Source organism: Methyloferula stellata AR4 (assembly GCF_000385335.1).
In the GTDB taxonomy this organism is placed as follows: domain Bacteria; phylum Pseudomonadota; class Alphaproteobacteria; order Rhizobiales; family Beijerinckiaceae; genus Methyloferula; species Methyloferula stellata.
Window position 1 is genome coordinate 2,336,097 of record NZ_ARWA01000001.1, and the last position, 19,117, is coordinate 2,355,213.

21 protein-coding genes and 2 tRNA genes are annotated in these 19,117 nt (G+C 58.2%); 16 read left to right on the forward strand and 7 right to left on the reverse strand.

The window, feature by feature from the left end:
* Positions 1–108: 108 nt before the first annotated feature.
* The 4 genes from A3OQ_RS0111435 to A3OQ_RS0111450 all read right to left on the reverse strand — a co-directional run bounded on the left by A3OQ_RS0111435 (position 109) and on the right by A3OQ_RS0111450 (position 2,956).
* The gene (locus A3OQ_RS0111435) at positions 109–453 is read right to left on the reverse strand and encodes a hypothetical protein (protein WP_020175529.1); all 345 of its coding nucleotides are present in this window, start codon (positions 451–453) and stop codon (positions 109–111) included.
* Positions 453–1,688: a molybdopterin-dependent oxidoreductase gene (locus A3OQ_RS0111440; protein ID WP_020175530.1), complete on the reverse strand. Its 1,236-nt coding sequence runs from the start codon at positions 1,686–1,688 to the stop codon at positions 453–455. The genes A3OQ_RS0111435 and A3OQ_RS0111440 overlap by 1 nt, the downstream gene beginning before the upstream one ends.
* 160 nt (positions 1,689–1,848) lie before the next feature.
* On the reverse strand, positions 1,849–2,298 hold the full coding sequence (locus A3OQ_RS0111445; protein ID WP_020175531.1) for an RrF2 family transcriptional regulator: 450 nt from the start codon (positions 2,296–2,298) through the stop codon (positions 1,849–1,851).
* A gap of 148 nt (positions 2,299–2,446) precedes the next feature.
* On the reverse strand, positions 2,447–2,956 hold the full coding sequence (locus A3OQ_RS0111450; protein WP_020175532.1) for a hypothetical protein: 510 nt from the start codon (positions 2,954–2,956) through the stop codon (positions 2,447–2,449).
* Between the two features lie 577 nt (positions 2,957–3,533).
* On the opposite strand from A3OQ_RS0111450, the gene A3OQ_RS0111460 reads away from it, so the two are divergent.
* The 6 genes from A3OQ_RS0111460 to A3OQ_RS0111485 all read left to right on the forward strand — a co-directional run bounded on the left by A3OQ_RS0111460 (position 3,534) and on the right by A3OQ_RS0111485 (position 7,425).
* Positions 3,534–3,824: a hypothetical protein gene (locus A3OQ_RS0111460; protein ID WP_020175534.1), complete on the forward strand. Its 291-nt coding sequence runs from the start codon at positions 3,534–3,536 to the stop codon at positions 3,822–3,824.
* A gap of 87 nt (positions 3,825–3,911) precedes the next feature.
* Positions 3,912–4,754, forward strand: coding sequence for an indole-3-glycerol phosphate synthase TrpC (locus tag A3OQ_RS0111465; RefSeq protein WP_020175535.1), 843 nt, complete (start codon positions 3,912–3,914; stop codon positions 4,752–4,754).
* 149 nt (positions 4,755–4,903) lie between these two features.
* A complete protein-coding gene (locus A3OQ_RS0111470; RefSeq protein ID WP_020175536.1) occupies positions 4,904–5,668 on the forward strand; it encodes an SIR2 family NAD-dependent protein deacylase in 765 nt (254 codons plus the stop codon).
* 295 nt (positions 5,669–5,963) lie between these two features.
* Positions 5,964–6,557 (forward strand): cold-shock protein, encoded by a 594-nt coding sequence (locus A3OQ_RS0111475; RefSeq protein WP_020175537.1) that lies wholly within the window; start codon positions 5,964–5,966, stop codon positions 6,555–6,557.
* Between the two features lie 77 nt (positions 6,558–6,634).
* Entirely contained in the window at positions 6,635–7,117 is a 483-nt protein-coding gene (locus A3OQ_RS0111480) for a DUF192 domain-containing protein (protein ID WP_020175538.1), read from the forward strand.
* Positions 7,118–7,348: 231 nt separating this feature from the next.
* A tRNA-Pro gene (locus A3OQ_RS0111485) sits at positions 7,349–7,425 on the forward strand.
* A gap of 99 nt (positions 7,426–7,524) precedes the next feature.
* Here the strand turns inward: A3OQ_RS0111485 and A3OQ_RS0111490 are convergent.
* Positions 7,525–8,025, reverse strand: a complete 501-nt coding sequence (locus A3OQ_RS0111490) for a hypothetical protein (protein ID WP_152428414.1) — start codon at positions 8,023–8,025, stop codon at positions 7,525–7,527.
* A gap of 402 nt (positions 8,026–8,427) precedes the next feature.
* On the opposite strand from A3OQ_RS0111490, the gene A3OQ_RS0111495 reads away from it, so the two are divergent.
* The 7 genes from A3OQ_RS0111495 to A3OQ_RS0111530 all read left to right on the forward strand — a co-directional run bounded on the left by A3OQ_RS0111495 (position 8,428) and on the right by A3OQ_RS0111530 (position 14,781).
* Positions 8,428–8,733, forward strand: coding sequence for an ETC complex I subunit (locus tag A3OQ_RS0111495; protein WP_026595740.1), 306 nt, complete (start codon positions 8,428–8,430; stop codon positions 8,731–8,733).
* Between the two features lie 29 nt (positions 8,734–8,762).
* Positions 8,763–8,839, forward strand: a tRNA-Arg gene (locus tag A3OQ_RS0111500).
* A gap of 373 nt (positions 8,840–9,212) precedes the next feature.
* Positions 9,213–9,644: a cupin domain-containing protein gene (locus tag A3OQ_RS0111510; RefSeq protein ID WP_020175541.1), complete on the forward strand. Its 432-nt coding sequence runs from the start codon at positions 9,213–9,215 to the stop codon at positions 9,642–9,644.
* A gap of 214 nt (positions 9,645–9,858) precedes the next feature.
* The gene (locus A3OQ_RS0111515) at positions 9,859–10,188 is read left to right on the forward strand and encodes a DMT family transporter (RefSeq protein WP_020175542.1); all 330 of its coding nucleotides are present in this window, start codon (positions 9,859–9,861) and stop codon (positions 10,186–10,188) included.
* A gap of 197 nt (positions 10,189–10,385) precedes the next feature.
* Positions 10,386–11,915 carry a helix-turn-helix transcriptional regulator gene (locus A3OQ_RS0111520; RefSeq protein WP_020175543.1) on the forward strand — a complete coding sequence of 510 codons (1,530 nt, stop codon included), beginning with the start codon at positions 10,386–10,388 and terminating at the stop codon, positions 11,913–11,915.
* A 119-nt stretch (positions 11,916–12,034) separates the two neighbouring features.
* On the forward strand, positions 12,035–12,469 hold the full coding sequence (locus A3OQ_RS22120; RefSeq protein WP_083931569.1) for a response regulator: 435 nt from the start codon (positions 12,035–12,037) through the stop codon (positions 12,467–12,469).
* Positions 12,470–12,591: 122 nt separating this feature from the next.
* Positions 12,592–14,781 (forward strand): sensor domain-containing phosphodiesterase, encoded by a 2,190-nt coding sequence (locus A3OQ_RS0111530; RefSeq protein ID WP_040580033.1) that lies wholly within the window; start codon positions 12,592–12,594, stop codon positions 14,779–14,781.
* Positions 14,782–14,863: 82 nt separating this feature from the next.
* Here the strand turns inward: A3OQ_RS0111530 and A3OQ_RS0111535 are convergent, their stop codons facing one another.
* Positions 14,864–15,133, reverse strand: coding sequence for a hypothetical protein (locus A3OQ_RS0111535; RefSeq protein ID WP_020175546.1), 270 nt, complete (start codon positions 15,131–15,133; stop codon positions 14,864–14,866).
* A gap of 297 nt (positions 15,134–15,430) precedes the next feature.
* On the opposite strand from A3OQ_RS0111535, the gene A3OQ_RS22125 reads away from it, so the two are divergent.
* Entirely contained in the window at positions 15,431–17,797 is a 2,367-nt protein-coding gene (locus A3OQ_RS22125; protein WP_020175547.1) for an FdhF/YdeP family oxidoreductase, read from the forward strand.
* A gap of 162 nt (positions 17,798–17,959) precedes the next feature.
* Here A3OQ_RS22125 and A3OQ_RS0111545 read toward each other — a convergent pair whose 3' ends face one another.
* Positions 17,960–18,382, reverse strand: coding sequence for a cupin domain-containing protein (locus A3OQ_RS0111545; RefSeq protein ID WP_020175548.1), 423 nt, complete (start codon positions 18,380–18,382; stop codon positions 17,960–17,962).
* A gap of 39 nt (positions 18,383–18,421) precedes the next feature.
* On the opposite strand from A3OQ_RS0111545, the gene A3OQ_RS24700 reads away from it, so the two are divergent.
* Both A3OQ_RS24700 and A3OQ_RS0111555 read left to right on the forward strand, forming a co-directional pair.
* Positions 18,422–18,571, forward strand: coding sequence for a hypothetical protein (locus A3OQ_RS24700; RefSeq protein ID WP_020175549.1), 150 nt, complete (start codon positions 18,422–18,424; stop codon positions 18,569–18,571).
* A gap of 14 nt (positions 18,572–18,585) precedes the next feature.
* Positions 18,586–19,080: a DUF3455 domain-containing protein gene (locus A3OQ_RS0111555; protein ID WP_040580036.1), complete on the forward strand. Its 495-nt coding sequence runs from the start codon at positions 18,586–18,588 to the stop codon at positions 19,078–19,080.
* The last annotated feature ends 37 nt before the right edge of the window (positions 19,081–19,117 follow it).

The window sequence follows — 19,117 nt, forward strand, 5'->3', positions numbered from 1 at the left end:
AATTCGCGGCTGACATACACCAGCAGGCCCGGTAGCGCCAGCAGTCGCGATCCTGGCGGCGAAGCAATTCCGCTGCCGCGCCCGTGCCTCGAAGAGCCCATGGCAGGCTCAAGGGGTGCGAATGCCCTTGATCCGCGTCAGATAATCGACGATAGGGCCAACGTCTTCGTCGGCGACCGGGGCCTTATAGGTCGCACGCATCTTTTCCACGATCGCTTGCCAGGTCGGGCGCGGCAGGGGCGGCTGGGTCAACACCATTCCAGCCGAGTGGCAGACGAGGCAATTATTATTGATCGCGTCCGAGCCCGGACCTTGAAACATGCGCTCGCCCGTCGGCAGATCGGTGTCGACGGACTTGAACGTGGCGAGATTGCCGGCCAGCGAAGGCCCCGCGGCGAAGGCCATTGCAAGCAGGATCGGGGCGGCCTGAAAAACCCGTTTCGCGACGCCCATCATCGATCTCCGTGCGTGGCGAAGAGGCCGACCGTCTCGATCGGGTTTCGCATGAAGCCGGATGGGTTCCAGCTCGCGGCCAGCGGCTGCATGTCTCCATTGCTGTTGGTGCAGCGCACCAGAACATTGTGCCTGCCGCGCGGCAGATTGAGAGAGGCTTCCCAACGCCGGAAGCTATATTTGCCTTCGTCCTTCCCAAGCTGCGCGGGCAGCCATGTCATCCCCCCGTCGAGCGACAGATCGGTGCTTTTGACGCCGGCATCGCCGCCGAAAGCGATCCCGCGCAGACTGACAGGCGTATCGGCGGCGACGCTGTCGCCGGAGGGCATATTGGTGAAGAAGGAGCGCGGCACCATACGGTTGATCGGCACCATTTTGACGCCCGTCTCACCCGGCTTGATCGATGCCATCGGCGTATCGGGAATGAGATAGGCCTTGGCCGTCCAGTAATTGTCATCGGGTTTGTCGAGCACCTCTATGTCGTTCAGCATCTTGACCCAGTAGGTCGCATACCAGCCGGGCACGACGAGCCTGAGCGGAAAGCCGTTTAAAAGCGGCAATTGCTCGCCATTCATCTGATAGGCAATCATGACCTCGCCGTCGCGCGCATGATCGATTGCCAGAGATTTCATGAAGTCCGGCCCATCGGGCATGACCGGCTGATCGAGGCCGTTGAATCGCACGGCCACGGCGCCGGCCTTGACGCCGGCGCGATCGAGCACGTCTTTCAGGCGCACGCCGGTCCAGCGGGCATTGCCCATCGACCCATTGCTCCATTGCGCGCCCGGCACGCGGGGCTGGAAAAAGCCGCGCGAATTGCCGGAGCATTGATTGACGGCGACGAGATCGACGGAAGGCATCGCGGCAAGATCTTGAAGCGACAGGCTGAGGTTCAAATTGACCTGTCCGCGCACATTCAGGCGGAAGGCATCGGCATCGATCTTTGTCGGAATATTGGCCCAGTGCCAGCGGACATAGAATTGATCGTTCGGGGTGATGATGCTCTTGTCGAAGACGTTGAACGGCGTCTCAAGCAGCGGCGGCCGCGTCCTCTGCAGGATCATCGGGCCTTTGCCGGGAAAGGCCGTTGCGAAGGCGCGAAAGCTAGTATCCCCCGGCGGGCTCAGATCGGCGAATTCTTTGGCAAGCGCCGATGATGAGGTAAGCGATAGTGTTGCGAGGCCGGCACCGGTCAAGAACCGGCGCCGGTTGAGGCCCGTGTTGAATCGATCCATCGTACGAAATCCCTCCGGCTTTCGCCCCCGCCGGAAAAGATGTCGTCTTCGGGAAGTCTATCCATCGGATTATTGCGATCGTTTCGATCTATGATCCCGAACGATCGGACGCGTGGCCTTGCCGCGTCAAGCGGCTCTCGCTTGGCGCTAGGAAGCGGTGCTAGATATTATACATGAACTCGGCTTCCTCGCTCTTCGCCAGCGCGCGCATTTCCGCGAGCGTGCGATTGTCGAGGATGGTTGCAATGGCCTCGCGCGTTTCGAGCATGATCAGCCGGACGCTGCAGGTCTTCTCGTCGGTGCAATCGTCGCAGCGCCTGTAGGAGGATTTGCTGGCGCATTGGATCGGCGCGAGCGGTCCGTCGAGCACGCGGATAATATGTCCGACGCGGATTTCATGGGCGGCCTTGGCCAAAGTATAGCCGCCGCCTTTGCCCTTTTTCGAATTGACGAAGCCGGCATTGCGCAATTCGCCGAGGATCGTATCGAGAAATTTTTTCGGGATATCGTTGGTATCGGCGATATCCGTGACGAGCGTCGTCTCGCCGGGGATTCGACCGGCGAGATGAACCATGGCCTTGAGACCGTATTTGCCCTTTTTTGTCAGCATTCCCGAACCGAAAGCGGCTTTTAAGGGGCCGCGGCACCATAGCGGAGGAGTTTTGGACGCTAATTCGGGAGAGGGGCAAATGTCTACTTTTTTTATGGGCTTTGCACGATTTTCGAACGCCTGCGGTTAAGCTTGCCTGCACAGGCCCTCAATGAACCGTCACCGACCCCTGGGCAAAGGCCGAAAATTCCGAAGCCGTCACTTCGACGATCGGCTCAAGCCTGAGGTGGCGGGCCTCAAGCGCGCGGGCAAGGGATCGGCTCGCCGCGACAAGCGCCTCGACCTTATGGGTTCCAAGAAGCTCGGCGGCGACCGAAATTTCGGCAAAAGCGTCATGCCTCTGCGAGGCTGCGACGAGCCGCAGCAAGAGACATTCGTCATCGCAGATGCCCGGCCGTAGATCATTGCGCCATTCGATCGGCCGGCAGGCGCGTCTGCGCAAAATGCGCATGAAGATGTAGCACTCGCTGAAAACCGCCTTCGCCGACTCGAAGGGTAGCGCTGTTGCGAGCGTCGTCCAGGCGCAGTCGAGAAATCCCAGATTGCGGCAGGTGTCGCAATGCATCCAGGAGCGATATTGCGCGATCAGCATCTTTTCGGCGGGAGCATTGGCATGAATGCCGGTAATGACCGGAACCAAATTCTCATGACTGTCCATCTTGAAACTCTAATGCGGGTGTGAACGGGGCTGCGCGATATTGGCCATGGAGGCCGAAAAATCCCGGGGGGATGTCGGCTTCGCTGCCGGGCTACAGGAGGCGCATGAGATGTTTCAGACCCGTCCCGGAAAGTAGAATAAGTCTAATTCCATGGTATAGGATATAGTCCATCTTCATTTCTCGTAGCTAAACGACATGTAAACGATAATTCACGTAGTAATATTCTGCAATATCTATGTTTTATATTTAAAATCATTCCATATTAGCCTCGGTTTCCATCATATATACGCCATCGCCGACGGCGTTCCTTATTGGCGGTTCCCTTGGCTGCGAACCAGGGCCGAGACTTTTGCGCCTCTGAGAAAAAGCCTCGGATGACTGCTGTTTCAATGACCAGGACGCTCAAAGAAGAAGCTTGCGAGACGGGAAGGTCATTTGTTACCCAACCGGATCGGCGTCGAACCCTTGTCTCGGTGAAATGGGCCTTGGCAGATATCTGCGATGTCCGGCCGGCATATGAGGCAGTCAGCCCCGCGCACATTGATGCGCGGTTCGGGCTGAAGATCGGAACCAGCCATGGCGGAAGAAACACAGAAATATTCGGCAATTCCCACGCTCGCCGAGGAGCGGATGCAGGTCCTGCGCAGACAGCTATTGCTCTATCTGTATGAAAAGGGCGCGCCGCCCGATCATGCGATGGCCTCGGCTTCGATCGAGAAGGATCTCGAGTTTACGCGCGACGAGCTGCGTGCGGTCCATATGGCGATCCTGAACGAAGGTCTTGTGGCCGAGCGGGCCAGATTCGGCTTCATCGGGCTCAGCCAGCGTGGACGCATTGAAGCGCAGGCCTTGAAGGACGGAGACTGACGAAGCCGTCAGCATGCCTGATGCGCAAAGTTGCGTGACCAGGCACCTTACGTTACGGCTCGCTGATGAGCCCAAAGAAAGCCTGACATGACCTATAGTCCCACGATCGGGCCGCGCCTGAAATCGATCATCGAGCAGCGCCAGGCGGACGTCGATAAATCCAAAGCCAAGAAAAGCGCCGGCCAATTGACCGGCGCCATCGGCGAGTTTGCGATGACGCGCGGCTTCATGAGCCATTTGTTCGAGCATTTCCGGCAGACCGGCAAGCCGGGCGTCATCGCCGATATTCGCGGCGCATCGCCTCTGTCGAAGTCGACGCGTTCGCGGGTCGACGTCATGGACATCGCCGAGGATTTTCGCGATGCGGGAGCGACCTGCATCTCGGCCTCACCAGACCGGCGCTTCTTTCGCGGCAGCATCGCCGATCTCGCGACGGCCAAATCGGCCAATCTGCCGATCATGTCCAACGATGTCGTGGTCGATCAATATCAGGTCCTCGAAACGCGTTATGCCGGCGCCGATTGCGTGCTTTTGATCGTGGGCATTCTTGGCGAGGATACGATCGAATATGCGGCGCGAGCCAATTCGGTCGCGCTCGACGCGCTGGTCGAAGTGCGCAACGAAGCCGAGCTTGAAATCGCGCTGCGCTCCGGGTCGAGCCTGATCGGCGTCAACAATCGCGATCTCGAGACGATGGAACTCGACATGAGCATTTGCGACCGGCTCTTGCCGCTCATTCCGAACGATCGCGCTTTGGCGGTTGCGGAAGGCGGCATCAGAACGCTCGCCGATATCGAGCATATGGCGAAACTCGGTGCCAAGGCGGTGCGCGTCGCCAGCGTCCTGATGGAGGCGCCCGACCCTTATGAGGCCTTGCATCTTCTGCTCGGAACAACGCCGCCCGAGGATGAGGATGAAGCCGAGGCTTGAATGCTTTGGCATCCCGGCACGCGCAATTCACGTCATATTGGCGCGTCATCAAGCAATAGAACCGTTCTATCGCCGCCATCATCCTCAAAGGCGCGTTGGAACGAGGTTTGCGTCGGTCTAGGTCCTGAGGCCGATGGAGGTTCGAAACATTGACCGTCATTGTGTCGGAGCTGGAAGAAGCGCGAACTTTATTGCGCGAAGCGATCGATCAGGCGAATAAAATCGTTGCCTTCACCGGGGCTGGCCTTTCGACCGAATGCGGCGTGCCTGATTTCCGCTCGAAGAACTCGCCTTGGCTGCGTTACAAGCCGATCGAATTCGATCTCTTCATGTCGGATGTCTTGATGCGCGAAGAAGCTTGGCGGCGGAAATTCGCATTGGACGATATCTATGGCCGGGCGGAGCCGGGGCGGGGCCATTACGCGCTCGCCAATCTGATCGCAAGCGGCAAAATGGCGGCGATCGTCACTCAAAATATCGATAATTTGCAACAAATGTCAGGCGTCGCCGAAGAGCATATCATCGAGCTTCATGGCAACGGCACTTACGCCACATGCGTGAAATGCGGGCTGCGCTACGAGCTCAATGAGATTCGCCGCGCCTTCGACGCGACCGGCGCCGCGCCCGACTGCCCCGCTTGCGGAGGGCCGATCAAAGCCGCGACCGTTTCATTCGGTCAGCCTATGCCTGAGGAGCCTATGCGCCGAGCCTTGGCCGTAACCGCCGACTGCGATCTGTTCCTGGCCATAGGCTCATCTCTCGTGGTTTATCCGGCGGCGTCCTTCCCGTCGCTTGCGCGCCAGCATGGGGCGCGGCTTGTGATCCTCAATGGCGAGCAAACGCCCCTCGACGATGTCGCGGATCTCGTTTTGCGCGGGGATATCGGGGATATTCTGCAGCCTTTCGCATCCTGACCGCTCAGGTCCTGAATCCATCCTCGCTCAAGCCTCGCCTCATAGTGTGAAATCGCACACCCTAATCTGAGGTAGGAAGGGCAGATGGAAGCGGATCACATTGATTGGATCTTCAAGATCTTTTCGAACCATCCACAACTTCGCGCCATTTCACCCCTGTTGCGGGTTCGTGTCGATGCTATCTTGTCGCATATGAGTTTGAGTCGCGGTTGATTGATTCGTCATATCGGGACTTAGACCATTGCCAGGCGGTTTGTTCGTAAGCATTTGAGCGTAGCTTTTGAGGATTGGTCCATTGGGTATTCAGCACAAGAATCCCACTTCGGTATCAAGCGAACCCACTGCGTTAGACGGCGCTGCGAGTCTCGAGGCGCTCGACCTCGTCGAGGTTGCCGGACGCATCAAATGGTTCGATGTCGCGAAGGGCTATGGTTTCATCGTCCCTGACGATGGCGCGGCCGACGTTCTCCTCCATGTCACCGTTCTGCGCAAGGATGGCTTTCAAACGGCGCGCGAAGGCGCGCGTGTCGTCTGCGAAGCGGCCGTGCGAGCAAAAGGGCTTCAGGTCTTCCGCGTCCTTTCCATGGATGAAACGACCGCCGTCCATCCGACGCAATTGCCGCCAGCACGCACGCATGTGCAAGTGACGCCTTCGGGTGGCTTTGAGATCGCAATCGTCAAATGGTTTAACCGGACGCGCGGTTTCGGTTTCCTCACGCGCGGCGATGGGACGGAAGATATTTTCGTCCATATGGAAACCTTGCGGCGTTATGGAATCACGGAGCTCAATCCGGGCGAGGGCCTGCTCGTGCGCTTTGGCGACGGGCCGAAAGGATTGATGGCGGCGGAAGTCCGCCCGCTCGAGGCCGTCCTGCCGCCCTCACATTGATTTTTATTGAAAGCTCCGGCAAATCCCGACCACTGATGTGTAAAGCCCGCAGCTCGGGCAGGGGACGGAGTGTGTTCATGACGCGATGGGTTTTTGCCGTCTCTGGCTGTCTTTGCGCTTTTGCTCTTCTTTTCGGTTTCCTTGCCATCCCCTCTGGCGTCTCGGCTGAGGAGCGAGCGCAGTCGCTCGAAAAGCTGTCGATCGTCACCGCAAGCGGGACGCATGACTTCTCGGTCGAGGTCATGCGCACGCCGCCCGAACTCGAACATGGCCTCATGTTCCGCCGGTTTCTGCCGCCGGACCGCGGCATGCTCTTCGATTTCAAGACTGAGCGGCCGGTCATGATGTGGATGAAAAATACCTATCTGCCGCTCGATATGGTCTTTATCGCGAAATCGGGCCGTGTCGTCGGCATTGCCGAGAATGCCGAGCCTTTGTCGGAAAAAATCATCCCATCGGGGGCTCCGACTTATGGCGTGCTGGAGCTCAATGCCGGAACGGCGGCCAAGATCGACCTCAAAATCGGCGATGAGGTCCATCACAGCCTCTTCGGCAAATAGGATGGGGGCAATAAGATCGGGCAAGTAAGTTGGCAAGCCGCCTTGTCGGCCCAGGCCCCTCATGCTAGCGAGACGCTGGCGACGAAGCGGGCATTTTGCGCTGCCGGTCGGCAAAGCCGCTCTGGCCGCTAGCTGAGACTTCAGGTAAGGGCGGTTATTTTACGCTTTGAGACATCGGATGAATTCCGATGTCGGAATTCCATATAAGGCATTGGATGATCCGATGCTTTGCGGGGCATAGCGCAGTCTGGTAGCGCGATAGTTTTGGGAACTATAGGTCGCAGGTTCGAATCCTGCTGCCCCGACCAAATGCACCAATTGATGTGACCGTGGCGAGCGCGTCGCATCTGGCCCATGTCTGTGCCGTCGTACCGGCACAAGACCTTCTCAGCGAATTACGCTCGCCTTCAGGCGACCGCCGCGTCCCGATCCGACTCGATGGTAAACTCATTGGCAGATGGCCCGAAGGTCTGTTCGATGAGTTCCGCGAGACGCGCGAGATTGACCTTGGTTTCCCGGCCCGCCGTTTCGGTCACGTTCAACTGCGTCTCGAGCCGCACGGCATAATGTTCGGCGGCGTTGGCCCGCGCGGTCTGGGCATCGAGCTGACGTTTCAAATCGGTGATGGCTTTGTGGGCCTGATCGCACATTGCGACCAATTTTCCATTTTCCTGCTTCAAGGCCTGCAATTGCTGTTCGAGTCTGACTGTTTGTTCGGATTTGATTTTCATCAGTCCAGAGGCGTGCTCGATCATCTTGATCGATCGCTCGACTTTTACGTCCGTGTCGGAGCGCTGGTCGAGGCGCTGATCCAGGCGCTGATCGAGGTCCGATATCCGCCTCGGAGCGCCTCTCAGGCGGGTCAACTCGTCAAGCATATGCGCGGGAATAACGGACTTGTCCGCCATCATGGACTCCACGACTCTCTCATTGCATCGACTCTCACGGTAAGCGTTTTTGTTATTTTGAATCAACCTGTCTGACGGCCCATACTCGAAAAAGTCGTAGATGATTGCCATAGTCGCATTGCCTCGGCTGGCATTTCTTCGCAGACGCGGCCTCGATCGGACGTCACCTGCGCGGAGCGAGTTGAATCCGCTCAAATTAGACCCGAGCCCTAAAGAAATTATGTTTCGACGGCAGGAGGGGCGGGCCGGCGCGGGCCGTTGTCAGGGAAGCCCGGCTGGTTTATTCAGAAACATCGCCTAAATTCCGGTCAAAATGGCCGAAATGGCCTCCGCATCCGGGCCCTGACGGAACGCTTGCCCGATCAAAACCGCATTTGGACCCGTCAGTTTCGAGGAAAGACGATGAGCGCACGAATCTACATGCCGACCAGAACCACGACGCAGTCCGGCACGGCGCGCACGAAATTATGGGTTCTCGAATTCGATCCGGAAATGCCGCGCGAGGTCGAGCCCTTGATGGGCTGGACGAGTTCCGGCGATATGAAGAGCCAGATCCGCCTGCGGTTCGGCAGCAAGGACGAAGCCGTCGCCTATGCCGAACGCAACGGCCTTGCCTATCGCGTCGAAGAGCCTTTGCCCGCGACACGGAAAATTCAATCTTATTCGGACAATTTCAAATCGTCCCGTCTCGGCCAATGGACGCATTAAAACGCGATCGGACGGGACGGATTTGACGAGGCCCCGTAGCTCAGCTGGATAGAGCAGCCGCCTTCTAAGCGGCAGGTCGCAGGTTCGAGCCCTGCCGGGGTCGCCAGAAATAATTTTACGCGCCGATATGGCTTGTCTGAAGATGAGCCAGTTATTTCATGCTGTTTGGTCTGCATGCGCGAACGGTCCATCGCGTTATCCATATACCGGCCGCGCCTTTTGCCCGATATTGCCGGCCCCTCCATTGCGTCCGAAGCAGCCCCGCGTCTGCGGCACGGAACGAAGCAATGGAGTGAAATTCTTCATCCTCTATAGATTGCGCGCATCTTAAAATCGCATGCGCCCTAAACCTGTCCGGGTACGGTGGGCGCGGAAAACATCGCGTCAAGATTTATCGATTCAGCTGGCGCCGATGGGGCGCCGATTTATTCCATCATGGACGATCTCGACATAGTCGATCGCAACATCAGGAGGCGGCAATGAATTCAATTTTCGTCGTTGCAACCAAAGATCTTCCGCGTGCGAAGGTTGGTGGCGTGGATGATCCGTCGGTGCGTTGGGCCGGAGCCTTCGCGTCATACGGAGGACATGGAGCCACACAATCCTCGACAATCGTCTATGAAATCGAGCCGGGCGGGCGGCTCGGCTGGCATACGGACGCGACCGAGGAGACGCAATATATCATCGCCGGTACCGGCGAATTGCGCATGGAGGGCGGCAAGATCCAACAGGTCAAGCCGGGCGACGTTTTCGTCATTCCGACGCCCATACGTCATGACCTTGCGAACACGGGCACGGAAACATTGCGGGCGGTCGCCTTTTTCGCGGCGCCAATGTTCACGCAGCATTTCGACAATGCCATGATCGCGCCGGACGTGCATGTCCTAGGCACCCCGAACCGGAACATCTAAACCGGCGCACACGGCGTGGGCCGTTCGCAATTGCGCCCATTGGTGCTCAAGCGGAACCGTGGATCACAATCCGCGTTAAGCATGCTGTGATCCCCCAGATCACGAGGCTCCGTCGGACATGATGTCCGGCGGAGTTTTTGTGCCTCGATCCGGTCAAGCGGTGGGGAGAGACGGCGCGCATGGCAATGCAACAAATTTTGTGTATATAGCGCCGATGACCTATGTTTACCTTTTCATTGCTATCGCCTCAGAGGTTTGCGCCACGACCTTTCTGAAACTGTCGGAGGGCTTCACGAAGCCCATGCCCTTGATCGTTACGGCGCTTGGCTATGGGCTCGCCTTCTACTTTTTATCGCTCACGCTGAAGACCATACCGACCGGCGTCGCCTATGCCATCTGGTCGGGGGTCGGCATCGTTTTGATCGCGGCGATCGCATGGCTCTTTCAAGGGCAAAGACTGGATGCCGCCGCGGTGATCGGCATCGCGCTCATCATCGCAGGCATCGTCGTGATGACCGCACTCTCCAAAGCAGCCGCGCATTAGGCGCTCCTTGTTGGTGCCTTGTTGGTGCTAGGCCCGCGTTCTCATCGGGGCAGGAGTTGGTCAGCCTCTTAATTTTGCCTGAGTTAGGCAGAATGCCCACGGTTTGAACACTCATAGTGGGCTTTTCCCAAAAATTAGTCGTTTGGAACCGGGTCAGCTGAGCCGCGTTGGCGTGTGGCAGCGAGGTCAAACAGGCGATGAATCAAAAGGCTGAACGTGCATTCTGCGATCCGGCGCGCTTGGAAGAGATCATCTCTTCCCTGTCCGAAGGGGTCATCGTACTCGATGAAAGCGGCAGTCTCGTCTGGGCAAACGATGCCGCGCTAGGCCAACACGGATTGGCTTCCCTCAAAGGTCTCGGTGCGCATTACAAGGATTACGCGGCGCGCTTCGAGCTTCGATATCGCAATAATCACAGGCTCGACGAGAACGCCTATCCCATGGCGCGCGCCGTCGCCGGCGAAATGTTTCAAGATGTCGTGGTCGAGGTGCGCAAGACCGATGAAGACGAAGCCTTATGGGTGCACTCGGTGCGCAGTTTCCACGCCGATGATCCGTCCGACGGCAAGATCGCCTTTCTCATCATCAATGACCTCACCGAACAATATCAGGCCGAGCAAAGATTCGAGGCGGCCTTCAATGCCAATCCGGCGCCGGCAATCATCTGCCGCCTGTCCGATCTGCGCTATGTCAAGGTCAATCCCGGGTTTCTCGAGATGACCGGCTATGCGCGCGAGGATCTTGTCGGGCGCTCAGCCTATGAGATCGATGTGCTTTCGCAAGCCTCCAAACGCGAGCTGGCGATGGAGCGGTTGAAGGAGAATCGTACCATTCCGCAAATGGAGGCCGCGGTTCCGCTTCCCGATGGCAAAAAGAAATTTGTCATCGTCGCCGGCGAACCGATTCAATACAGTGACGAAGCCTGCATGCTGTTTACCTTCGCCGATCTCGATCCGCTGAAAGGTACCGAACATGCCTTGCGCCAAAGCGAGGAACGATTCTCCAAATCGTTTCAGCTTTCGCCGGCGCCGCAGGCGATCACGACTCTGAAAGAGTTCAAGATCACGGAAATCAATCAGGCCTTCCGCGATCTTTTTGGATATGCCGAGGACGAAATCATCGGACATAAAGCCACGGATCTCATTCTTTGGGACGATAAAATGGCCCAGCGCCAGATCGAAGGCACCTTCGAAAAGACCGGCTTTATCGACAAGGTCGATCTCAAGATTCAAACCAAGAATGAAGTGGCGGCCGATTGCCTCGTCTCCGCGGCGACCGTGACGATCGGCGACGAACTCTGCGTTCTTTGGGTTATCCAAGACATAGCCGATCGCAAGCGCTCGGAAGATGAATTGGTCGCGGCGATTGAAGCCGTCATGGAAGATACCTCCTGGTTCAGCCGCACCGTCGTCGAAAAACTGGCCGGGCTGCGCCGCGCGACAAAGCCGTCGTCCCAACCGTCGATCGAACTTGACGAGCTGACCAATCGCGAACGCGACATCCTCGGTCTGATCTGCCAAGGCCAGAGCGATGAAGACATGAGCAAGAGTCTCGGCCTGTCGCCAAACACGATTCGCAACCACGTCTCTTCGCTGTTCCGCAAGATCGGCGTCAGGCGCCGAGCCGCGGCGATCATCTGGGCAAGAGAGCGCGGCGTCAGCGGGCGCGATGCCGGCCTCAGACTCAAGGCCAAGCGTCCAAAGGCGCGCAAGCCGGCTCAAAAGTGAGAGGGCTACTAACCGAATTGGTATTTGCTGATCTTGTCTAGCTGGGCTGAGACATGATGTTCTCATACGTCATCCTGACGCTGAGAGTCATTCTTTCATGACACACCCCGGAAGCCTTTATGGAACTCCTGCCAAAAACCCAAAGCTTTACCTCATCTCCTCCATTGGCTGAGCCGGTCGAGATGCCGTCCCTTATTTTGGTGGTTGAGGACGAAGTTCTGATCCGCATGATGGTCGCCGAAACGCTCGCCGACGTGGGCTTCCAAATCAGCGAAGCGGCCAATGGCCGATCAGCTTTGGCGGCGATCGAAGCCGCCGGAGAAGAGCTGCGGTGCGTCATTCTCGACGTCGGCCTGCCCGATGTGAGCGGCGAGCATCTGATCGATAAGATCCGGGCTCTGAGACCGCAGATGCCGATCATCGTCACAACCGGCTACGATACGAATGAGTTGCGGCGGAAACTGCACGATGATCCGTTTGCGCGGATTCTGACGAAGCCGTTCCAGCCGGAGATGCTGAACACAATTCTGAGGGAGTGGGGCATTAGCGCGTGACGTCTTACGGCTGAGCTTGCCGGTTAGCCTTACCGTTAGAATTTGACGCTTATTTTAACGTTTGGGAGTGAAGATTTTTCAGGGCGCTCCGCCACAGTGGCCGCAAATCCGCTGAGGTCAAAATGACTAAATTGGCGAAGCCCGCACAAAACTATCCCATCCCGACTGATGAAACCCAGCGGCTCGCGGCATTGGCCGAATATGTCGTCGTCGACACGCCTCCCGAGCCCGAATTCGATCATATTGCGGAGCTCGCCGCCGATCTTTTCGACGTGCCGATCGCGCTGATTTCCTATGTTGAAAAAGATCGCCAATTCTACAAAGCGCGCGTCGGATTCGAGGCGTGCGACAGTTCTCGCGATGTCTCTTTTTGCACGCATGTGCTCGTTTGCGACGATGTCATGGTGATTCCCGACGCGCGCGTGGACCCGCGTTTCAAGAACAATCCCTATGTCATTGGAGAGCCATTCATCCGTTTCTACGCGGGTGCTCCTCTCATCACCGCCGAGGGGCACAGGATTGGATCAATCTGCGTCATCGATCCGGAGCCGCGTCCGCGGCTGAACGAGCATGAGAAGGGCATTCTCAAAAAGCTTGCGACGCTTAGCATGGATCAGCTTGAGCGGCGTCGCATTGCCATTTTGAAGCAAGCTTTTTTGCGGATGGCGGCGGCGACCTCTGACGCAATCGTGTGTTCGAACGAAGACGGGCTTATGACCTTTTGGAATACGGCGGCCGAGGGAATGTTCGGCTATTCGGCGAATGACGTCCTGGGCCAGCCGCTCGAAATAATCATTCCTGAATTTCGTGCGACCATCCGAGCCGAAAGGGAGGCTGCGCATTGGACGCCCGAAAGATCTTCGCTGGGGAAGGCGATCGAGATCACGGGCGTGCGGCAGGATAAGACCCTATTTCCCGCGGAACTCTCGCTGACCTTTTGGAACGATGGCGAGGGCAGGCAATTCGGTGCAATCATACGCGACGTTTCGGAACGCCATCGCGCCCAGGAGCACATGCGCTACCTGACCCATTTCGATCGGCTGACGGCGCTTCCCAACAGGGTGCGGTTTATCGAGGTGATCGAGGACGAGCTTAGAGGAGCGTCCATATTTTGCGTGCTCAAGGTTGGGCTCGACCGGTTCAAGATGATCAATTCCTCGATCGGCATGGCCGGCGGCGATGCCGTGCTGAGGGCGACTGCCGAACGTATTGTTCGAACCGCGGGGCCTGACGCTTTCGTCGGGCGCATCGGCGCCGACGAGTTTGGCGTCTTGCTGCGGAGCAAGGATTCGCATCATGCCAAATCCGTCGGTGATCAAATCCTCGCGGCTATGAGCGAGCCGTTCCATGTCCATGGATCTATCAGCCATGTTGGCGCGAGCATAGGAATAGCATCCTGTTCCGGTCCGTTGCATTTCGAAAATGCCGATGCCGTGTTGAAATGCAGCATGCTCGCTCTTCTGCATGCGAAAAAGACGGGCGGGCGCCGGGTTGAATTGTACCGGCCGCAACTCAGCCAGCAAGCCGAAGAGCGCCGGCATCTTGAAGACGAATTGCGGCTTGCCTTTGCGCGCCGCGAGTTTGAGCTTTATTTCCAGCCGCAAGTGCGGGTGGGCACGAGGGATATCGTGGGCGCCGAGGCTCTCTTGCGATGGAACCATCCCGAACGGGGTCTTCTCTTGCCGAGCGCCTTCCTCTCAACCCTCGAGTCGAGCGAGATCGCCGTCGATGTCGGTCTATGGATTATCAATGCTGCCTGCGCTTTCGCCGTGGAGCTTGTCCTGTCCGGTCATATGATCCGCATGGGGGTCAATCTATTCGCGGCTCAGTTGCGCGCCGAAAATCTCGATATCATGGTGGGCACGGCTCTTTCGACCCACCGTCTGCCCGCCAATTTGCTTGAGCTTGAAATCACCGAGACCACAATACTCGGGCTTCATGACGGCGTGATCGAGTCCTTGCGCAACCTTCGTAAGCGCGGCGTCAGCATCGCCTTCGACGATTACGGGACGGGCTACGCCTCTTTGAGTTTGCTGAAACGCTATCCGTTGACGCGTTTAAAGATCGATGTGGAATTCGTGAAGGGACTTTTGACAGATCCCGATGATGCGGCGATCGTGCGAGCCGTGCTCGCGCTTGGCCGCAGCATGGGATTTCACGTCATTGCCGAAGGGGTGGAAACGTCGCAGCAATTGGCGAAACTGATCGATTTCGGCTGTGAGGAAGTCCAAGGCTATCTTTTCGGCAAGCCGATGCCAGCCGCGCAATTTTTGAAGCTTTTGAAAAAGGGCGCGGCGTCGGAGGCTGCCTGAGCCGAGAGTCGGCAAAAAAGCCCCGACCCGCAGAGGCGGGGCAGGGCGAGACGGCGCTCCAGGTCTTACTTGGGGTTTTGTCTTACTTGGGGCTTTTCGGAGCCGGGCCGTTCTTGGAACCTTCCGCGCCTTTGACGCCGGGCGCTTGGACGCCGGGCGCACCGGCGCCGGTGTTCATATCGGTCCCCTTGGCGCTGCTGCGATTCGACTGCATTTCCGTGCTCGGGCTCACATTGCCGCCGGCGGAAGGGCCGGACGTGTTGCCCATATTCTGATTCGAGGTCTGTGCAACCGCGACCCCACCCAGAAACAGCGAAGCCGTGGCGCACAAAGCCAATGTACGAATGCCCATTTATATCCTCCTTGGTTTCCGATCCTTGCCATAGCCGAACGGCCGTTTGCTGATTTGGTTTCCTTAATTTCTGCCGAAAAGCGGTTTGCAATGGCCGGTACGAAGGCAGCTCTTCGAGCGCCGTGATCGCTTCTTTAAGCCAAGCTCGGCGAGCTTGGCCGTCGTTACCGCCCCGCCTGCCATGCGCAGCAGCAACGTCTTCACGAGAAGAGTGACCGGTGCCTTCCGAACGAGTTGCAGCGCAGGCGCGTTACGGCAGCGACACTTCTCCGGTTCGCGAACGAATAGGAAAACTCCATGGCTCAAATGCGTAAGCCTTCTGACGAGCATGCCTCGGCCGGCGGCTGGGGTGCTGTAAACGCAGCAGAGCAGCAACTCGGCAAGCAGGGGATTTTATTGAGGGGAAACCGGGTCCTTTTGTCGATGAACAAACCCGGCGGTTTCGATTGCCCAAGCTGTGCCTGGCCGGATCCGAAGGTGCCGCATGTCGCCGAATATTGCGAGAACGGCGCCAAGGCCGTCGCCTGGGAAGCCACGCGAAAGCGCACGGCGCCGGAGTTTTTTGCGCAACACACGGTCGAAGAGCTCAAGGGCTGGAGCGATCATGCACTGGAAGACAATGGCCGCCTAACGCATCCGATGCGCTATAATCCGGGGACGGACAAATATGAGCCTGTTGATTGGGATGTGGCCTTGCGCGAGATTGGCGCCTTTGTGCGGTCGCTCGATCCCAATCGCGTCGAACTCTATACCTCTGGCCGCACCTCGAACGAGGCAGCCTTTCTCTGGCAGCTTTACGGGCGCTTGATCGGTACCAATAATTTTCCCGATTGCTCGAACATGTGCCACGAGACGACCTCCGTTGCGCTGCCCGAAAGCATCGGCGTCGGCAAGGGCACGGTGGTGATGGAGGATTGGCATCATTGCGATGCGCTCTTCATCATCGGCCAGAACCCCGGCACGAACAGCCCGCGCATGTTGGGCAATTTGCACGATATGGCGAGGCGCGGCATCCCGATCGTCAGCTTCAACCCGCTGCGCGAGCGGGGACTTGTCAGATTCACCGATCCGCAAAATCCCGTCGAAATGCTGACCGGTACGGGGCAGGAGATCAGCTCGAATTTCTTTCAGCTGCGCACGGGCGGCGACATCATGGCTCTGCAGGGCGTCTGCAAGGTCGTGATCGAGGCCGACGATGCCGCGAAGGCGGCAGGTGCGCCGCGTGTTCTCGATGTCGGCTTCATCGAGGAACACACGCATGGCTTCGAGGCTTTCGCCGATTACGTCCGTTCGCTCACCTGGCAGCAGATCGAGCGTTTCACGGCACTGACGCGCAAGCAGATCGAGCAGGCGGCCGACATCTATATGAAGGCTGAGCGCGTCATCATCTGCTGGGGAATGGGGATCACCCAGCATCGCCATGGCGGCGACGCCATGCAGCAGATTGTCAATCTTCTGCTCTTGCGCGGCAATATCGGAAGGCTCGGTGCGGGCGCTTCGCCGATTCGGGGCCATTCGAATGTCCAAGGTGATCGCACCGTGGGCATTTATCAAAAGCCGAAGGAGCCTTTCCTCGCCAAACTGGATAAGGTCTTCGGCTTTCATAATCCGCGTGCAGGCGGTCATGATACGGTCGAATGCTGCGAAGCGATCCTGCGCGGCGAGGTCGATGCTTTCCTCGGCATGGGCGGCAATTTCTTTCGCGCCGTCCCCGACTTCGAGCGGGTGGCGGCAAAAGTGGGCGGCATCAAGCTCACCGTGCAGATCGCCACCAAGCTCAATCGCAGCCATCTGATCCACGCCAGGCAGGCCTATATCCTTCCGGCGCTCGGGCGCACCGAACTCGATCTCCAAAACGGTGTGAAGCAGACGGTGACGGTCGAGGATAGTTTCTCGATGGTGCATGGGTCGAGCGGTCTTCTGACGCCTGCGAGCGAATTCTGCCGCTCGGAGCCCTGGATCGTCTCGGAATTGGCGAAGGCGACCGTCGCCGACCGCGCCGTTATCGATTGGGATGCCTTCGTCGCGGATTACGGACTGATCCGCGACAAGATCGAGGCCGTCTTCCCCGATCTGTTCGAAAACTTCAATGCGCAGATCGCGCAGCCCGGCGGCTTCCATCTGCCGAACGGGGCCAGAGAGCGCGTATGGAATACGCCTACGGGCAAGGCCAATTTCCTCTTCAAGCCCGGCATGATGGACGAGGACGACGATGCGCCGGAAACGCCTCATCTGCAATTGATGACAGTGCGCAGCCACGATCAGTTCAACACGACCGTCTATTCCTTGAACGATCGCTACCGCGACATCGTAAACGACCGGATGGTCGTCTTCATGAACGAAGGCGACATGGCGGAACTCGGCCTTTCCGCGGGCTCGTTGATCGAATTCACCTCTGCCATCGAAGATGGGGTCGAGCGGCGCGCCAGCGGATTCAAGGTCGTGCCCTTCGATGTCCCGCGCGGCTGCTGCGCGGCCTATTATCCGGAGACCAACAATGTGCTGCCTCTGTCGCATCGCGACGAGCGCAGCAATACGCCGGCGGCGAAGTCCGTGCCGGTGACGATCAAGGCCATGCAGCCGCTGGAACCCGTTGTGGAGCGCGTGCTTGAGACCGCGGACGGCTACTCGCCTTACGCGCCGATGGCGGTGCCGATCGCTTAGAATCTGGACTCAATCATCGATCCGTCATCGCGAGGAGCAGAGCGACGAAGCAATCCATGCTATTGTCCGTGGTTTCCATGGATTGCTTCGCTTCGCTCGCAATGACGGCCCTCGGATCACGCTATGATTAGGTCCTGATCCTCATCAACAGTCATCGGCGGGTCAGCGCCCGCTGATGAAGCTTTCGGGTGTGCCATCCGCCGGATTGATGAAGATGATGTCCTTCGGATCGCGGCGCGGCGTATCGATCGATAGAAATACGACCGGCCCTTCGATGATCGTCGGCAACGCATGGACCGTGCGTTTCTTGAAGAACAAAAGCTGGCCCTGCGCGAATTCTCCGCCGTTCTCCGGGCTGCCCATCCAGAACGTGCCCTTGCCCGACAGCACATAGAGATATTCGTCGCTCTTCTCGTGATAATGCGGCGGGGTTTCCCGATAGACGCGGAAGATGCGCGCGCTTGCCTCCTCCTCATTGGTCAGATAGGTGTCGAGCAGCAGCGTGTCCGCCGATGCCGGGAAGGCTTTGGCTATATCGTAGACGTCGAAGCGCCCGAAATCCGGGCTTTTGCTCTGTGCATTCATCGTGGCGATCTCCTTGCGGGCTTATCGATCTCATCTAAGATGGGCTTCGAGGGGATCGAGGAAAACAGCCTGCATTTGCTGGAATCGATCACGTTCATCGTGATCCTAGGGCTGCAAGCCGAACGCCTCGCGAAGCCTGGTGGAATTGGCGTAGCTCTTGCCTCGCGCGGCGGCGAAGCCCGGGACTGACTTGGGGGGAATCGATGCAAATAGGCCACTTGCTGACGGCGATGACGATGCTGCTCGCCGCCTCACCCGCGCGCGCGGCGGAGATACCGAGTGCGGTTGCCGTTACAGATGAAACGATCGTCCTCAAGGTTCGTGCGGAGGGCGCGCAGATCTACGAATGCAAAGCCGATCCGACCGGCACGATGACATGGCAATTCCGTGAGCCTATCGCGACCTTGCTGGTCGATGGCAAAACGGTCGGACGGCATTTCGCCGGACCCAGTTGGGAGGCGGCCGACGGCAGTGCTGTCATCGGCAAAGTCGTCGCGAAGGCGCCGGGCGCCACGGGCAAGGACATTGCCTGGCTCAAATTGAATGTCTCGGACAGACGCGGCGACGGTCTCTTGAAAGACGTCACGACGGTGCAGCGGCTCGAAACTCAGGGTGGTGGTTTCGAAGGCGCCTGTTCGAAGGTCGGCACATTCCATGCCGAACCCTATTCGGCGGATTATGTGTTTTTAAAAAAATAAGCTTTTACAGGTCAACCGGCAGGTTGACCTGGCTGCT

Excerpts from the sequence above, each read along its gene's own strand:
- A3OQ_RS0111435 (WP_020175529.1), bottom strand. The coding sequence starts at position 453 with ATGGGCGTCGCGAAACGGGTTTTTCAGGCCGCCCCGATCCTGCTTGCA.
- A3OQ_RS0111440 (WP_020175530.1), bottom strand. The coding sequence starts at position 1,688 with ATGGATCGATTCAACACGGGCCTCAACCGGCGCCGGTTCTTGACCGGT.
- A3OQ_RS0111445 (WP_020175531.1), bottom strand. The coding sequence starts at position 2,298 with ATGCTGACAAAAAAGGGCAAATACGGTCTCAAGGCCATGGTTCATCTC.
- A3OQ_RS0111450 (WP_020175532.1), bottom strand. The coding sequence starts at position 2,956 with ATGGACAGTCATGAGAATTTGGTTCCGGTCATTACCGGCATTCATGCC.
- A3OQ_RS0111460 (WP_020175534.1), top strand. The coding sequence starts at position 3,534 with ATGGCGGAAGAAACACAGAAATATTCGGCAATTCCCACGCTCGCCGAG.
- A3OQ_RS0111465 (WP_020175535.1), top strand. The coding sequence starts at position 3,912 with ATGACCTATAGTCCCACGATCGGGCCGCGCCTGAAATCGATCATCGAG.
- A3OQ_RS0111480 (WP_020175538.1), top strand. The coding sequence starts at position 6,635 with ATGACGCGATGGGTTTTTGCCGTCTCTGGCTGTCTTTGCGCTTTTGCT.
- A3OQ_RS0111490 (WP_152428414.1), bottom strand. The coding sequence starts at position 8,025 with ATGGCGGACAAGTCCGTTATTCCCGCGCATATGCTTGACGAGTTGACC.
- A3OQ_RS0111495 (WP_026595740.1), top strand. The coding sequence starts at position 8,428 with ATGAGCGCACGAATCTACATGCCGACCAGAACCACGACGCAGTCCGGC.
- A3OQ_RS0111510 (WP_020175541.1), top strand. The coding sequence starts at position 9,213 with ATGAATTCAATTTTCGTCGTTGCAACCAAAGATCTTCCGCGTGCGAAG.
- A3OQ_RS0111515 (WP_020175542.1), top strand. The coding sequence starts at position 9,859 with ATGACCTATGTTTACCTTTTCATTGCTATCGCCTCAGAGGTTTGCGCC.
- A3OQ_RS0111520 (WP_020175543.1), top strand. The coding sequence starts at position 10,386 with ATGAATCAAAAGGCTGAACGTGCATTCTGCGATCCGGCGCGCTTGGAA.
- A3OQ_RS22120 (WP_083931569.1), top strand. The coding sequence starts at position 12,035 with ATGGAACTCCTGCCAAAAACCCAAAGCTTTACCTCATCTCCTCCATTG.
- A3OQ_RS0111530 (WP_040580033.1), top strand. The coding sequence starts at position 12,592 with ATGACTAAATTGGCGAAGCCCGCACAAAACTATCCCATCCCGACTGAT.
- A3OQ_RS0111535 (WP_020175546.1), bottom strand. The coding sequence starts at position 15,133 with ATGGGCATTCGTACATTGGCTTTGTGCGCCACGGCTTCGCTGTTTCTG.
- A3OQ_RS22125 (WP_020175547.1), top strand. The coding sequence starts at position 15,431 with ATGGCTCAAATGCGTAAGCCTTCTGACGAGCATGCCTCGGCCGGCGGC.
- A3OQ_RS0111545 (WP_020175548.1), bottom strand. The coding sequence starts at position 18,382 with ATGAATGCACAGAGCAAAAGCCCGGATTTCGGGCGCTTCGACGTCTAC.
- A3OQ_RS24700 (WP_020175549.1), top strand. The coding sequence starts at position 18,422 with ATGGGCTTCGAGGGGATCGAGGAAAACAGCCTGCATTTGCTGGAATCG.
- A3OQ_RS0111555 (WP_040580036.1), top strand. The coding sequence starts at position 18,586 with ATGCAAATAGGCCACTTGCTGACGGCGATGACGATGCTGCTCGCCGCC.